Source organism: Shinella sp. AETb1-6 (genome assembly GCF_009826875.1).
Lineage (GTDB): Bacteria > Pseudomonadota > Alphaproteobacteria > Rhizobiales > Rhizobiaceae > Shinella > Shinella sumterensis.
The window spans coordinates 38,215-52,369 of sequence record NZ_WUMM01000009.1 but is presented as its reverse complement, the minus strand read 5'-3'; the positions used below and the strand labels follow the sequence as shown (position 1 = coordinate 52,369).

Annotated in this window: 13 protein-coding genes and 4 pseudogenes; 7 read left to right on the top strand and 10 right to left on the bottom strand. The window is 60.3% G+C overall.

All coding sequences use genetic code 11. The features are described 5' to 3' along the window. Positions 1 to 62: 62 nt before the first annotated feature. From GR158_RS16765 to GR158_RS16735, 7 genes and pseudogenes are all read right to left on the bottom strand, one after another. Positions 63 to 371, bottom strand: coding sequence for a zinc-binding dehydrogenase (locus GR158_RS16765; RefSeq protein WP_246665688.1), 309 nt, complete (start codon positions 369 to 371; stop codon positions 63 to 65). Positions 372 to 772: 401 nt separating this feature from the next. Then, positions 773 to 1,177 (bottom strand): TIM barrel protein, encoded by a 405-nt coding sequence (locus tag GR158_RS16760; RefSeq protein ID WP_371731734.1) that lies wholly within the window; start codon positions 1,175 to 1,177, stop codon positions 773 to 775. A gap of 7 nt (positions 1,178 to 1,184) precedes the next feature. After that, positions 1,185 to 1,256: pseudogene (locus GR158_RS25395) on the bottom strand (SDR family NAD(P)-dependent oxidoreductase); the annotation flags it as partial. A 176-nt stretch (positions 1,257 to 1,432) separates the two neighbouring features. Beyond that, complete coding sequence (locus tag GR158_RS16750; protein WP_160871866.1) at positions 1,433 to 1,795, bottom strand: hypothetical protein; 363 nt, start codon at positions 1,793 to 1,795, stop codon at positions 1,433 to 1,435. 182 nt (positions 1,796 to 1,977) lie between these two features. Next, positions 1,978 to 2,604: a YfdX family protein gene (locus tag GR158_RS16745; RefSeq protein ID WP_160871865.1), complete on the bottom strand. Its 627-nt coding sequence runs from the start codon at positions 2,602 to 2,604 to the stop codon at positions 1,978 to 1,980. Between the two features lie 86 nt (positions 2,605 to 2,690). Next, complete coding sequence (locus tag GR158_RS16740) at positions 2,691 to 4,100, bottom strand: HAMP domain-containing sensor histidine kinase (RefSeq protein WP_160871864.1); 1,410 nt, start codon at positions 4,098 to 4,100, stop codon at positions 2,691 to 2,693. Next, the gene (locus tag GR158_RS16735) at positions 4,069 to 4,746 is read right to left on the bottom strand and encodes a response regulator transcription factor (RefSeq protein WP_160871863.1); all 678 of its coding nucleotides are present in this window, start codon (positions 4,744 to 4,746) and stop codon (positions 4,069 to 4,071) included. The genes GR158_RS16740 and GR158_RS16735 overlap by 32 nt, the downstream gene beginning before the upstream one ends. Positions 4,747 to 4,867: 121 nt before the next feature. Here GR158_RS16735 and GR158_RS25390 point away from each other — a divergent pair. After that, a pseudogene (locus tag GR158_RS25390) lies at positions 4,868 to 5,239 on the top strand (IS6 family transposase); the annotation flags it as partial. Between the two features lie 52 nt (positions 5,240 to 5,291). Here GR158_RS25390 and GR158_RS25385 read toward each other — a convergent pair. Beyond that, a pseudogene (locus tag GR158_RS25385) lies at positions 5,292 to 5,726 on the bottom strand (IS5 family transposase); the annotation flags it as partial. A 584-nt stretch (positions 5,727 to 6,310) separates the two neighbouring features. On the opposite strand from GR158_RS25385, the gene GR158_RS16725 reads away from it, so the two are divergent. The 6 genes and pseudogenes from GR158_RS16725 to GR158_RS25170 all read left to right on the top strand — a co-directional run bounded on the left by GR158_RS16725 (position 6,311) and on the right by GR158_RS25170 (position 12,452). Next, positions 6,311 to 7,483 (top strand): efflux RND transporter periplasmic adaptor subunit, encoded by a 1,173-nt coding sequence (locus GR158_RS16725; RefSeq protein ID WP_160871861.1) that lies wholly within the window; start codon positions 6,311 to 6,313, stop codon positions 7,481 to 7,483. Beyond that, the gene (locus GR158_RS16720; RefSeq protein ID WP_160871860.1) at positions 7,480 to 10,566 is read left to right on the top strand and encodes an efflux RND transporter permease subunit; all 3,087 of its coding nucleotides are present in this window, start codon (positions 7,480 to 7,482) and stop codon (positions 10,564 to 10,566) included. The genes GR158_RS16725 and GR158_RS16720 overlap by 4 nt, the downstream gene beginning before the upstream one ends. An 8-nt stretch (positions 10,567 to 10,574) precedes the next feature. After that, positions 10,575 to 11,072 (top strand): annotated as a pseudogene (locus tag GR158_RS25375) (transposase); the annotation flags it as partial. A gap of 114 nt (positions 11,073 to 11,186) precedes the next feature. Continuing rightward, entirely contained in the window at positions 11,187 to 11,606 is a 420-nt protein-coding gene (locus GR158_RS16705; RefSeq protein WP_202402320.1) for a hypothetical protein, read from the top strand. After that, on the top strand, positions 11,603 to 11,980 hold the full coding sequence (locus GR158_RS25650) for a hypothetical protein (protein WP_160871858.1): 378 nt from the start codon (positions 11,603 to 11,605) through the stop codon (positions 11,978 to 11,980). Before GR158_RS16705 ends, GR158_RS25650 begins: the two co-directional genes overlap by 4 nt. A 262-nt stretch (positions 11,981 to 12,242) precedes the next feature. Beyond that, positions 12,243 to 12,452 (top strand): hypothetical protein, encoded by a 210-nt coding sequence (locus GR158_RS25170; protein ID WP_202402319.1) that lies wholly within the window; start codon positions 12,243 to 12,245, stop codon positions 12,450 to 12,452. Here the strand turns inward: GR158_RS25170 and GR158_RS16685 are convergent. Together GR158_RS16685 and GR158_RS16680 are read right to left on the bottom strand one after the other, a co-directional pair. Beyond that, positions 12,442 to 12,942: a flavin reductase gene (locus tag GR158_RS16685; RefSeq protein ID WP_160871857.1), complete on the bottom strand. Its 501-nt coding sequence runs from the start codon at positions 12,940 to 12,942 to the stop codon at positions 12,442 to 12,444. The genes GR158_RS25170 and GR158_RS16685 overlap by 11 nt on opposite strands. Positions 12,943 to 13,120: 178 nt before the next feature. Further along, positions 13,121 to 14,149, bottom strand: a complete 1,029-nt coding sequence (locus tag GR158_RS16680) for a methionine synthase (protein ID WP_160871856.1) — start codon at positions 14,147 to 14,149, stop codon at positions 13,121 to 13,123. Positions 14,150 to 14,155 lie beyond the last annotated feature (6 nt).

The window sequence follows — 14,155 nt, the reverse complement described above, 5'->3', positions numbered from 1 at the left end:
ACCATCACCTTGCGTACGAAAGGGGGAAGCCGGTGCTCAGTGGAGCGAAATGCGGGTCGTGGTCATGCCTTCTCCGGCATTTCGAGGACGATTTTGCCAAAGTTTCCTCCGCTTTCGAGAAGGCGGTGAGCGTCTGCTGCCTTCGTGAGTGGCAGGACGGCAGAAATAACCGGGCGTATTTCGTTTTCCCCGAGAAGCGGTAGAAGATGACGTGTGACATCCCGTGCGATGTCAGCCTTGTCCGCATCGGATTTCGGACGCAACGTCGAGGACGTCAGCCAAAGGGCCTTGTGCATCAGAACCCCGAGATCGATCTGCGCCATCGCGCCGGTCATGAAGGAAAGGCCCACATGCCGGCCACCCGGGCCCATGATAGCGAGGTGACGGTTGGTCGCCTCACCGCCTAGAATATCAATGCCTCGATCAACAGTATTTCACCGGAGCGGAGAGCACCCCGATCGAAGAGATTATGCCAGATGGTGAACAGCCCCTCAGGGAGTGCGGCGGCCTCGTTCAGCGTTAACCCGGCCGGGATCGGCAGACAATGGTCGGCGCGTGCGCAGACATGCGTAGCGTATCCGCCGGCCTTGGCGGCGGGTGGTATCGGAGGGTGTCGCGGATCGTTCGGTATCTCCTGTTCCCTCAAGACCCTCTCTGTCACAAAGGAACGGCCGGCACCCCATGGAAGGGGTTCCGACCGTTATCGCGGCATCAATCAACTCGCCGTTGGCCCGCGATGCTCATGATGCGTCTACGGAACGGATGCCGGGGCTCAACTGCCAAGGATGAACCGGGAAAATGCAAGGGAGTCCCGGGCATCTTTGTCCATCTGTGCGTCGTCTGCACCGTTGCTGAGATCGCGCCAGACCCGGATATCCGAACCGATGGTTCCACCCGTCTTTACGAAAGGTTCCATAACGACGGCGCCGGAATAATTGATTTCGCGAAGCGCGCGGCCAATCTCCTGCCAGGGAATCCTGCCTTTGCCTGGTACGCGGCGGTTGCTTTCACCTGTGTGGAAATGCCCCAGGAGTGCGCCAGCCGTGCGGATCGCGTCAGCGAAGCTGTCTTCCTCTATATTCATGTGAAAGGTGTCGAGCATCACTTTCACATTCGGCTTCCCGACATCTTTGACGAAGGCAACGCCTTCGGCAACGGTGTTTGCGTACGGGCAGATCGTTGGCGAAGACGCGGTAGCCCTCGGCCGCCAGGCGCTCGGCGATCGCTCGCCCGATGCCTTGAGACGCGCCGGTCACCAGTGCTGTCTTTTTCTGACCCTAGCCTCTTGCGCAACTGCAGAAGCTGACAAAGAGGATCAATGCGGACCACTACGCGGCCCAGCTATACACTGAACGCCGAAACAATGATCAACGGGGAGGCGGCTAAGCCGCCTCCCCGTTGATAGCCGCGCATGCGCGGGTGATCGCTCGCTTTATTTCACGTAGAACGTAAAGCCGCCATTAGCCGCTTCATCGACGGCAACCACGTTGCGCAATTCAACATCCTGTGCCTTCAGCGCTTCCGTGAGCGCCTTGTTGCCAGCGATAGCCTTCTGCAGAGACTTGGTATTGGCTGCATAGCTGTCCGGATTGGACATCGGGTCGCCGTTGTCGAGGGTGCTGATGTCAACGACGGTGAAGTTCTTTCCCTTCAGCGCCTTGACGGCGCTATCGAGATGCGACTGCTGGATATCCGCGCCGGGCCACATTTCAGCACGAGCGACGCCGGCCAAGGATGAGAGAGCGATGAGCGAAATGCCAACTGCGGATGCAAAGCGGTTCATAGTGATCTCCATGCGGTCTCCAGATCCGGTATGAATCTTCTTCGTGACCGTGAGGGGATCATGCAGGGCAGAATTTGCATGAGCTCTGCGCGAACTTTACATCTGTGTAAGTTTCTTCGGGCCTCAAATTTCGCACGGCATGCAGGTGCTCACAATAGCACGCCCTTGGCACGTTATCCTGTTTCCATCGGCCCCTATTGCTCCCTCATCGGAGCGCTATCGGTGCCATAGGTCTCAACAATGAAGGAATCTTCCACGGCCTTCAGCGCCTGGCTCGCCTCGCAATACTTCCGCGCCTCGGTCAGCTTTCCAGCGGCTTCGACGGACCGCAGGCTGGCATTGGCCGGAATGAGTGTGGCTGAGACTGTTACGTCGACATTCGCGGTTTTCAACACTGCGATCGCCAGTCTGTATTCACCTTTGGCAATGTACCTATTGGCTGCCTCGACCGCCATGCGTGCCTCACGCGTCGGCTTGAAGCCTTTCGACAGAACAAGCAGAACGTCGAGGGGGATGTAAGTGTCTTCCTCTTCCGCATGCTTTCCAACCGGCACGGCAAAGTCTTTCGCCTGGCGCTGCACGGCTTGCATGTCGGCCCTTGCCTCACCGATGTAAATTGCCGCCTTATCAGGGACACCCTCGAAGATTGCCCGCCGTGCCTCACGTATTTCCCGTACAGCTCGAAAGGTTTCATCGATGGGCCGGACCACGTCGGCGCTTTTCCAAACGGCATCAGGGACCGGAGCAGCGTGGGCAGACGCATCCGTACGGAGCAATATAATGCAAACTGCGGTGATTGCGATATCGAGATACGAGGGCATGGCGCGCTCTTTCTCCGGTCGCTTACGTGCATGCGCCGGCAAGAGGGAGGATAGACCAGTACGTTCGAGCGAGGCTGACGCGAAGCTTACAGAATGTTGATTTTCGAGCGTGGCGGGAAACGGATCGAGACCGCAAGCCCTGGGCGGTTATCCGAAAGGACGAGTGACGCGTCGTGCCGAACGGCAATCGCGCTGACGAGCGCGAGACCAAGACCGGTCCCCGGCACCGGTTTCTCGCTCTCGACCCTGTGAAAGGGCAAGAGTACGTCGTAGCGTCGGTCTGCGGGTATGCCCAGTCCGTCGTCGCATACGCGCAATACCATCGCTCCGTCCTCTTCCTTCATCGCATCGAGCGTGACGGTAGTGCCTGCCGGGCAATGCCGACTGGCATTCTGGACAAGATTGGCCAATGCCTGACGCAGCATGGGCTCATCTCCCAAAACGGTTAGCCCCCGGGATGCCTCGGGTTTGCAGATCAACCTCTGCCCTGCATCTTCCAGCAGCGGCGCGAAGGTCTCCTGCATCTCCGCAAGCACGTCCGGCACGGAAACCGTGGAAAGGCCGGCCTGGCCGCCTGAGGCCCTGATGCGAGAAATTCGCATGATGGCGTCAAACGTGCCATTGACGCTCTCCAACTCCGCGAGGACGTTCTCCATCCGCCCTCTCGCCCGGGCATCGTCGGCCATCTCGGAGGTGGCTTGCTGCACCTCCAGAAAGGCCCGGCCAAGTGGCAAGCGCAGGTCGTGCGCGATTGTGTTAATCGTATTCCTGGTGATATCGGACAGTACCGCGAGCCGCTCGATATGTGCATTGATGCGCTGCGCAATCCTGTCGATTTGGTCATCAAGCCGCGAGACGGGGATGCGCGCCGCCGTATCCCCTCGCGATACGGCCTCAAGTGTCCCTGACATCGTCTCCAGCTTGCTGAACATTCGCCGACTGACCGCATAGCCCGCTACCACAGATGCGGCCGTCACAGCAACGCCAGCTAGCATCAGCGCATATAGCAGCCGCCACTCCGCCTGTTGCAGCACCCGGATATTATATCCGACGACGAGTGTCGCGGTCACGTCTGGCGAAGCAATGCCGCTGGCATGGAGGCGATAGAGACCGTTCGGGCGGGGCAAGAGCTGGTCGAATTCGAGCGTCATCCAACCTTCCGAAAGAGGTAACGTGTCAAGATTTCCGGCAAGCCGACGCCCGCCGGCATCGAAGAGCCCTGCCATTCTGCGCCCGGCCACAGCCGGCGTCTCCAACTGACCGATGGCATCGACAAGCGCCTGCTGGCCATAACGATCATAGATCTGGCGGAAAAGCTCGGTTTCCTCGATGAGCTGTTCGTCCACATCCCGCTCCATGGCGCCGCTGAGGACAGCATAGAGGATCACACCAAGCGCTAGCAGCACGACCATGAACGCGCTGAGCGAGAGCAAGGCGGCCGTGAAAGCACCACCCGAAAGGATGTTACCGCGGCGCATGGATGCAGTAACCGACATTGCGTGTCGTGTGGATCAGAGCGATCTCGAACGGCTTGTCGACTTTGGCGCGCAGCCTGCTCATATGCGTCTCCACCACGGATGTCTGGGGGTCGAAACTGAAATCCCAGACCTTCTCGAGCAGCATGGTCTTGGTAATCATGCGGCCCGCATTGCGCATTAACACCTCAAGAAGCGCGAACTCCTTTGCCTGCAGATCTATGCTCATGCCGCAACGTCTCGCCGTGCGCGATAAGAGGTCGAGCTCCAGGTCGTGAACCGCAAGCACGAGCGTTTCAACTGGAGTCGCCGGTCGGCGAGCAAGAACCGCGATTCGTGCAAGAAGTTCAGAGAAGTGGAACGGCTTGGTGAGGTAGTCGTCCGCGCCCGACATCAGGCCTTCCACCCTGTCGCCCACATCGGACATGGAAGTCAAAAACAGGACTGGTATGGTCTTGCCGGCAGCACGCAGCGCCTTCAACACCGCCATGCCATCCATACCTGGCATTATTCGGTCCATGACAATTAGATCGGCCTCATTGTAGAGACAGTGACTAAGCACATCGCGGCCATCTGCGTAATGTTCGACGGAGTGCCCTGCCTGCGACAGCCCTTTGCGCAAGAAATCCGAAGTTGCACTATCGTCTTCTGCAAGAATGATCTTCATGGTCGCACCGACAATTCCCTGGCCGTTCTTTCTGTTACAGAGCCCGTCGTGGCACAGCTTAAATCTTTGTCAGGCGTCGTCAACTTAACGAAACCTGGACTTGAATGTGGGATGTTCGGCGATGACTAACAGAAACCCCCTCCACCGCCGCCATCGTTTTCCCGCCGAAATCACCGTCCATGCCGTTTGGCTGTCTTTCCGGTTTCCGCTCAGCCCGCGGATGGTCGAGGACATGCTGGTGGCGCGAGGAATATTCATTTCGCATCAAACGGTCCGGCTGCAGGCAGCCGCACCTTCGCCAAACAGATCCGGCAATGTTCATGCGGCCAGCTGGGTGATAAGGGGCATCTCGACGAGGCAACTCCGAGACGAGAAGCATTGGCTGCGGCGCGCCGTTGATCAGGGCGGGTTTGTGCTGGAGCTGCCGGTGTAAAGCCGCCGCGAAGCCGAGGCAGCCAAATGCCTGATGCGCAAGCTGCTGAAGTGCCAAGGTTGTCCCAAGCGTGACGACTAGCGCAGTGGACAAAGGGTATCCATAGTTTGACTGCTGCAATTGCGACGAAGCCGGGATAGGATTCCTTGGTCTTGTCATAGCGGGTAGCAACGCGCCGCCAGTTCTTGGGCTTGTTGAAAAGTCGTTCAAGCTGGTTGCGCCATTTGTATTTGGCTTTGTCATGCGGAATCGGTTCGCGCCTGTTGCTTTTTGATGGAATGACGGCCTCGATGTTGGCGCTGGTGATTTCGTCGCGAATGGTGTCGGCGTCGTAGCCCTTATCGGCGAGGAACGCCCCGATCCGGTCGGAGATCATCCGGAATAACGGTGCAAAGCCCTGTGTATGATGCGTTTGCCCGGGCGTCAGGACGAAGCCGAGCGGACGGCCTTTCGCATCGCAGCGGGCATGGAGCTTGGTGGTGAAGCCGCCGCGCGATCGGCCAAGCGCCTGGGTCTCTTCAGTCCCCTTTTTATGCCGACCGCACAATGATGTGCCCGGACGATGGTGCTGTCGATCATGTCGGCGCTTCGATCCTCGACTCCGCAGTCAACCTTTGTCCACGAGCGCTAGTGACAAGCTCTGCTGTTATGACACCGCCAAGCGAGAGATCATGCCCGGCGTGGAGCATCGACGCCACAAGGGCCTTAACAACCGGGTGGAGAATTCCTGTCAGCCAATCCGACGACGCGAGCGGTTCATATGGAGCGCTTCACGTCACGACGACAGTCGCAGCGCTTCGTCTCCATTCACGATCCGATTGTTAACCTCCTCCACATTCCCGCAACGGCTTTTCCGCCGAGCCTGTCGCCGGTGCCAGCCGGGAAGGCCGGATGCAAGGCCGCGCTGTATCTGATCCAGCGCCAGAACGAGCAAGCCTTTGTAACCGCCCCGTGCCCGGTCGGGTAAACGGCAACACCAAGATGAACCCCGCCCGGCTTCTACAGGGCGGGCTCCTCCTTCGTCCGACCGCTTCCCGGCTACATTATTCTACGATATTCTTCGTTTCGCACACTGTCCGGCCGGCACGCTTCATGTTTGCCCCCGCACCCGGCATACCAAGGGAAGTTCCAATGAGACGCATCGTTCCGGCGCTTATTTTGCCGATGGTGGCAGGCGCATTGCTTCTGTACCGGGCGGAATTGCAGCGTTTCATCGCCCTAAGTCCCGGTACCGCCGAGAAGCCGCCTACTTCCACATCCAGGACCGGTACAGGCAGGTCCGACACTATCGCTGCCGTCCTGACGACCGTCGCCAAATCCGGATCTCTGCCAATCATCCGCCAAACGATCGGCTCCGTCGTGCCGTTGCAGACGACCTCGCTCGGCAGCCCTCTTGCCGGTATCGTCTCGCAGATTGTCGCCAAGGGCGGCGCGGATGTGGTGGCGGGTGACCTGCTGGTGCAGCTCGACGACCGCACGACGAAGGCGAACGTGCAGAAGGACCAGGCGCTGCTCGCCAAGGATCAGGCGACGCTCGATGACGCGAACATGACCCTCAAGCGGATCGAGGGGCTGAACGCCTCCGGCATCGACACGCAGCAACAATATGGCGATGCTGTTTCCGCCGCCAAGCAGGCGGCCGCAACCATCGAGGTCGACAAGTCCGTTCTTGCTGCTGACAACATTCTCCTGTCGCAGACCCAGATCCGTGCGCCCTTCGACGGGCGGCTCGGCGCCGTCACCGTCTCTCCCGGCGCCTATCTTTCAGCCGGCGCGCCCGTCGTAACGCTCACCCAGATGAAGCCGGTCTATGCCGAGTTCACCCTTCCCGAGCCCGATCTCGGTCTCATCCGCTTGGCCATGGACGCCGGAACGCTGACGGTCGCAGCGATGCCGCCCCTTGGCCAGACCGGCGATCCGCCCCAAACCGGGCCCGTCGTCTTCATCGACAACGCCATCGATGCAGCCTCCGGCACATTCAAGTTGCGCGCGCAGCTTTCCAATGAGGCCCTGACGCTCTGGCCCGGTCAATCGCTCGATGTCACAGTCACAGCCGGTGCGCGGGACGGCGTGGTGATCGTACCGGCGGTCGCCCTCCAGCCGCAGGGCGATGGCTACATCTGCTTCGTCGTTAAAGCAGACCAGACCATCGAGATTCGCAAAGTCTCTGTTGGGCTGATCGTCGGCGACAGCGCCGGCGTCACATCCGGTGTGAAGGACGGTGAAGTCGTCGTCACGGAAGGTCAGGCGGGCCTTGTCGAAGGTGCACACGTTACCGCAACGGCAAAGGGCACGGCGCAATGATCCTGTCGGAACGCTTCATCCGCCGGCCAGTCGCCACCTTCCTCCTGATGGTGGGAATCATTCTCGCAGGCCTTGCAGCTTATCGAAACCTGCCCGTCGCGGCACTCCCTCAGGCCGATTTCCCGACGATCAACGTGTCGGCCCAGCTGGCGGGCGCCTCCCCCGACACGATGGCAAGTTCGGTTGCCACGCCCCTGATCAAGCAGTTCGAGACGATCGCCGGCATCGATACGATCAGCGCGACCTCCTCGCTGGGCAGCACCCAGATCACACTCCAGTTCGACCTGTCACGCGACATCGACGCGGCGGCGGCAGACGTGCAGGCGGCCATCGCCCGCACACAGCGCCAGTTGCCGGACAATCTCACCGCCCCGCCCAGCTACCGCAAATCGAACCCGGCGGATTCGGCCGTCATCATCCTCGCGCTCACCAGCGACACCGCCGATCTAACAAAGATGGACGACATCGCGGAGAACATCATCTCGCCTGCACTGTCAACCATATCGGGCGTCGCGCAGGCACAGGTCTTCGGCGCCAAGACCTATGCAGTGCGGGTGGAGGTCGACCCGACGCGCCTCGCCAGCCGCGGCCTTTCACTGGACGGACTTGCGACGACCCTCTCTTACGCCAACGATCAGTCGCCGATCGGCACCTTGCAGAACAAATCGCAGGCCCTGACGCTAGACGCTTCCACCCAGCGCACGAATGCCGACATGTTCCGCACCCTGATCATTGCCAGGCCTAACGGGCGGATCGTGCGCCTCGGTGACGTGGCGACCGTGAAAGACAGTGTAGCGGTGCTCAATCAGGGAAGCTGGCTGGACGGCACGCCGGCCATTGTGCTTTCCGTGCAGCGCCAGCCGAGCGCCAACACGGTCGCGGTGGTGGATGCGATCAAGGCGAAGATACCCGAATTACAGGCCAGCATCCCCGCCGGCATGCACATCAACGTGGTCAACGACGCCTCGAATTCCATCCGCGCGGCGGTGCATGACGTGGAAACAACGATGATGATCACCATCGCCCTGGTCGTGCTGGTCATCTATCTTTTCCTACGGCGCGTCAGCGCGACGCTGATCCCCGGCATCGCCGTGCCACTGTCGCTAGTGGCAACGCTCGCCGCGATGTATGCGCTCGGCTATTCGATCGACAACATTTCCCTGCTCGGACTGACGCTTTCGGTCGGCCTCGTGGTCGACGACGCCATCGTGATGCTCGAAAACATCATCCGGAAGGTCGAGGAGGGAATGCCGCCGTTCCAGGCCGCGATCGAGGGGAGCCGCGAGGTCACCGGCACCATCATCTCCATGTCGATTTCGCTGGCCGCCGTCTTCCTGCCGATCCTGTTGATGGGCGGCATCGTGGGCCGCGTGTTGAACGAGTTCGGTGTCGTCGTCACCCTTGCGATCCTGTCGTCCGCCGCCGTTTCGCTGACGGTGACCCCCATGCTCGCCGCCCGACTGCCGCATGACGAACGCGTGCGACCGGAAAAGGAAACCATCTTCGACCGGATTACAGCAGGCTATGGCGCATGGGTCGGCTGGTGTCTTCGCCACAGAGGCGTGGTGATGCTGGTCTTCGCGCTCACCCTTGCCGCGTCCGGCTGGATGTTTTCGAGCCTGCCTCGCAGCTTCTTCCCGACCGAGGACATCGGTCTGCTGACGATCTCGACACAGGCACGGCAGGATATTTCCTACCAGGCCATGAGCGCGTTGCAGGCGCAGGCGGCGGCAATCGTCTCAAAGAGCCCGGCCGTCAGCCATGTTACCTCCACCCTCGGCTCCGGCCCCGGCGGTTCAGCGCTGAACGCCGGGACGCTTCTCGTGCAGTTGAAGCCCGCAGCAGAACGGCCGGCCCTCGGCCCCATCCTCACCGACCTGCGCCATGCGCTTTCCGGCATTGCCGGTCTCAAATCCTTCATCACGCCACAGCAGAGCCTCCGCTTTGGTGGTCGCAGCACCCAGAGCCTCTACCAGGTCGTGTTGCAATCCATCGACGCCTCGGCCGCACGGCAATGGTCGCAAACGCTGGGGAACGCCATGCGTGCGGATCGCGACCACTTCGTCGACGTCGCCTCCGACCTGCAGAACAATGCGCTCCAGGCCCATATCGAGGTCGACAAAGACCGCGCGAGCACCCTCGGAATCTCCTCGCAATCCCTGCGCACGACCCTTGAGGCAGCATTCGGGAGCTATGTCGTGACACAGATCCAGACGACGGGTAACAGCTACGACGTCATCCTGGAATACGACCAGTCACTCGACTGGAACGAACAGGCGCTCGGCGCCATCCGCCTGGCGTCCTCCTTGGGGACGCTCGTACCGCTTTCCAGCTTCGCGACGATCACGCGCAAAGCCGGCCCGGTCACCGTCAACCAGACCGGCCAGCTCACCGCCGTCACGCTGTCGTTCAACCTGCCGGCCGGCGTCTCCCTCGGCACGGCGACCGCCCGGATCGAGGTGCTGAAGCAGGAAATCGCCCTGCCCTCGACGGTGACGACGAGCTATGCCGGCGCCGCCCAGATCTTCCAGCAGGCCAGCGACAATACCGGCCTCCTGATCGCCGCCGCCGTGCTGACGATCTACATCGTGCTCGGCGTTTTCTACGAGAGTCTGGTGCACCCGCTGACCATCTTGTCCGGCCTGCCCTCGGCCGCCTTTGGCGCCCTGCTGGCACTGAAGTTCAGCGGGATGGACCTTTCCATCATCGCCCTGATCGGACTCCTGATGCTCATCGGCATCGTCAAGAAAAACGCCATCATGATGGTGGACGTGGCCCTGACATTGCAGCGGAACGAAGGGCGACCGACCATCCAAGCCATTCACGATGCGGCCGTCAGGCGCTTCCGGCCGATCATGATGACGACGTTCTGCGCCCTGCTCGGCGCGCTTCCCATCGCGGTCGGAACAGGCGCTAGCTCGGAACTGCGCCAACCGCTCGGCGTTGCAGTTGTTGGCGGCCTGATCGTCAGCCAGATCCTGACCCTGTTCATGACGCCCGTCATCTTCGTCGAAATCGAGAGACTGTCGGCTGCCATCCAATCGCTGTTGCCGAAACGGCGGCCGGGGGTGGCTGTGTCTTGATCGATCACTCGCCGGCTGGCTACGGGCCACATAGAAACGCTCTATAACCGTTTCATTCGCTGGAGCCGGCTTGGCGTCTTCGACCGTATCTTTGCGGCGCTGGCCGGTGAAGGCCCCAAGCACGAGCGCATCATGATCGACGCCACGCACCTGAAAGCACACCGCACGGCGGCGAGCCTGCTCAAAAAGGGGATGTTCCCCGTCGTATCGGGCGAACAAAGGCAGATTGAATTCCAAACTGTACACCGTCTGCGATGGTGAAGGACGACGCCCGATCATCATGCTGCTCAGCGAAGGCCAGAGGCATACAGCCGTGCATCCCTTCCAGCCGGAGCCGCAAAGTCCCATTCGCCCACGACAAAGTCCTCTATCGTCAGCGCCACAAGGTTGAGAACCTGTTCGCCAAACTCAAGGACTGGAGGCGCATCGCCACACGCTATGATCGATGCGCCCACACATTCTTCTCAGCCATCTGCATCGCAGCCACAGTCATCTTCTGGCATTGATCAATGAGATGCTGTAACGGGGCCTGCGTCGTGCACCACCGGCTCGCGCATCTTGCAGTTGCCCACGGCAAGCTGTCGCTGTTCCCGTATCAGTCTCAATCGGAGGAATACGGGATGAAACTGTTTATCGGACTGGATGTATCACTCGCAAAGACCGCAGTCTGTGTGATCAACGAGCATGGCAAGATCGTAAAAGAAGCGCAGGTTCCCAGTGATCCCCAGGTTATCGCAGACTTTGCAAACACCCTGGAGGGAGCGGTCGCCATCATAGGCCTGGAAGCCGGACCGTTGTCCCAGTGGCTGCAGCGCGGTTTGACTGATGCGCGGCTGGATGTCGCTCTGATGGAAACCCGACAGGTAAAGGGCGCACTCAAGGCAATGCCGATCAAAACGGATCACCTATACCACGCTTGCGCGAGGCGGATTGCGTGCCCGTGCCGCATCTTGCGCCACGCCGGATTACCTCGCGTGCCGCGCTCGAGAAGCGTATCGGCCGCCTTTCCGAAGAAGCAGGTGTCGCGGATGTCCTCGTGATCGGCGGCGGCGTCAATCCGCCGGCCGGGCCGTTCGCCTCCTCGATGGATCTGCTGGAGACCGGTTTTCTCGACCGCTACGGGATCACAGACCTGGCGATTGCAGGGCACCCGGAAGGGAGCCCGGATTTTTCCGGGGCGGCAGCGGAGGAAGCGTTGCGCAGCAAGAAGGCTTTTGCAGAGCGTACCGGCGCACGGCTGCGCATCGTTACGCAGTTCGGTTTCGATGCGGAAAAGGCCATTGCCTGGGCTGAGGACCTATCGCGAGTCGGACTCGACATGCCGATCCGTATGGGGTTTCCGGGCCGGCGAAGATTAGGACGCTCATCAAATACGGAACATTGTGCGGCGTCGGCAACTCTCTTTCTATGCTGACACGGCATGCGAGCAGCCTCATGTCGCTGGCGGCCGGCTATTCGCCAGATACTTTCGTCACGCCGCTCGAACGACAATGGGGAGGGACTTCATGTCTTCCCCTTCGGCGGCCTGGACAGGGCCGCCGCCTGGCTGCGCAAGCGCGGTTCGTGGTAGCCCCTACGAGGCGACCGGTTCCGGCACGATGGTCTTGATGATCGAGGCGTCCAGCGCCTCGTAGGCATGCAGGCCGATCATGTCGTAGCGTTCGGTGCGGGTCTGCATGTTCTCGAGCATTGCTCTGGTCGAGCCGCTCGGGCGCGACCTGGAGATTGAGACCGGCCTTGAGCGTGGCGAAGCGTTCGACGGCGGCAATGAAGCGGTCCTGCTCGGGGATCGCGACGATGCCTTCGGCCAGCGTCCAGAACTTGTTGATGTAGTCCGGACGCTTGAACGGGCGCACGCCCCGAGAGGATTGATGGCTAAGCGCTAAGATAGCGACGCATGCAATAAAGCAGCGTTGCCTGTTCTTCGTTCTCACGGATATCGATTACGCGCCCGAAGAGGATACGGTGGGTCGCTTCGTCAACGGCATTGGTGAATTCGCATTCGAAGCTGACCGAGGCGTTCGCCAAGACTGGAATACCCGTGATACCCTCTCTCCAGTCACCATGTGCAAATCGGTCACTCACTGGCGTCTTTCCGCCGAAGACGTTCGAGATGTCCTCCTGGTTCGGCATCAGGGTGTTGACACAGAAATGGCGCGGGCGCTCGAAAGCAGGAAAACAGGAGCTCGCACGATTGATGCACACAAGAAGCGTTGCCGGCGTATCGCTGACACTGCAGACCGCTGAGGCGGTGAAGCCATAGCGCTTTCCGCCAGATTTGGTGGTTACGACGCTGACCGCCGCGCCGAGGCGCGACATTCCATTGCGAAACGTGGCTTTATCTACAATGTCGAAGCGGTGGTCGATCATGCCCATGTCGGCCTCTCAGGCGCGTGCGGGACTGGCGAAACCGAGGCAGCCGCCAACGTCCCCTGTCCGTATTCGGTTTATCAAAGTCCGTCGTCGCAGAATCAGCACGACCACACCGACGAAGTTGGTATAGCCGTGCTGGAATTGCAGTACCGACTGGTTTGCGACACCCCGGCCCAGCGAACTAGGCCGTGAGTTCTCTTCGGACGATCTCGGCGCCCGCGCTCAAGGCATTCAGTTTGCCTCTTGCCACGCGCCGTGACAGGGGCGCCATGCCGCAGTTGGTGCAAGGGCAAAGTTTGTCGGCGTCGACAAATTGCAATGCCTTTCGCAGAGTGTTGGCGACCTCTTCCGGCGTCTCGATGGTGTTGCTCGCCACATCGATGGCGCCGACCATCACTTTCTTACCCCGAACAAGTTCCATGAGATCCATTGGAACATGGGAGTTGTGGCACTCCAGCGAGATCATGCCGATACTGGATTTCTGCAGTTTGGGGAAAGATTCTTCATACTGCCGCCACTCCGACCCGAGGGTCTTTTTCCAGTCGGTGTTCGCCTTGATCCCGTAACCGTAGCAGATATGCACGGCCGTTTCGCACTTGAGCCCTTCGATTGCCTTTTCCAGGGTCGCAACACCCCAGTCATTCACCTCGTCAAAGAAGACATTGAATGCGGGCTCATCGAATTGGATGATATCCACGCCAGCAGCCTCAAGCTCCCTGGCTTCCTGATTCAGGATTTTGGCGAACTCCCAGGCCAGTTTTTCGCGGCTCTTATAGTGGTTGTCGAAGAGCGTATCGATCATGGTCATCGGACCCGGCAGAGCCCATTTGATGGGCTGCTTCGTCTGCTGACGCAGGAACTTCGCGTCTTCAACGAAAACGGGCTTCTGTCGAGACACGGCGCCGACGACTGTCGGAACACTCGCGTCATAGCGATCCCGGATTCTGACAGTCTCGCGTTTCTCAAAATCAACGCCATCGAGGTGCTCGATGAACGTCGTGACGAAATGTTGGCGCGTTTGCTCACCGTCGCTGACGATGTCGATACCTGCCTGTCGCTGATCGTCCAAGGACAGGCGCAAGGCGTCTTGTTTGCCCTCGATCAGTTCTTCATCCTGCAATTTCCAGGGCGACCAGAGTTTCTCAGGCTGTGCAAGCCACGAGGGTTTCGGCAGGCTGCCGGCGGTGGACGTGGGCAAGAGTGTTTTCATGTCAGG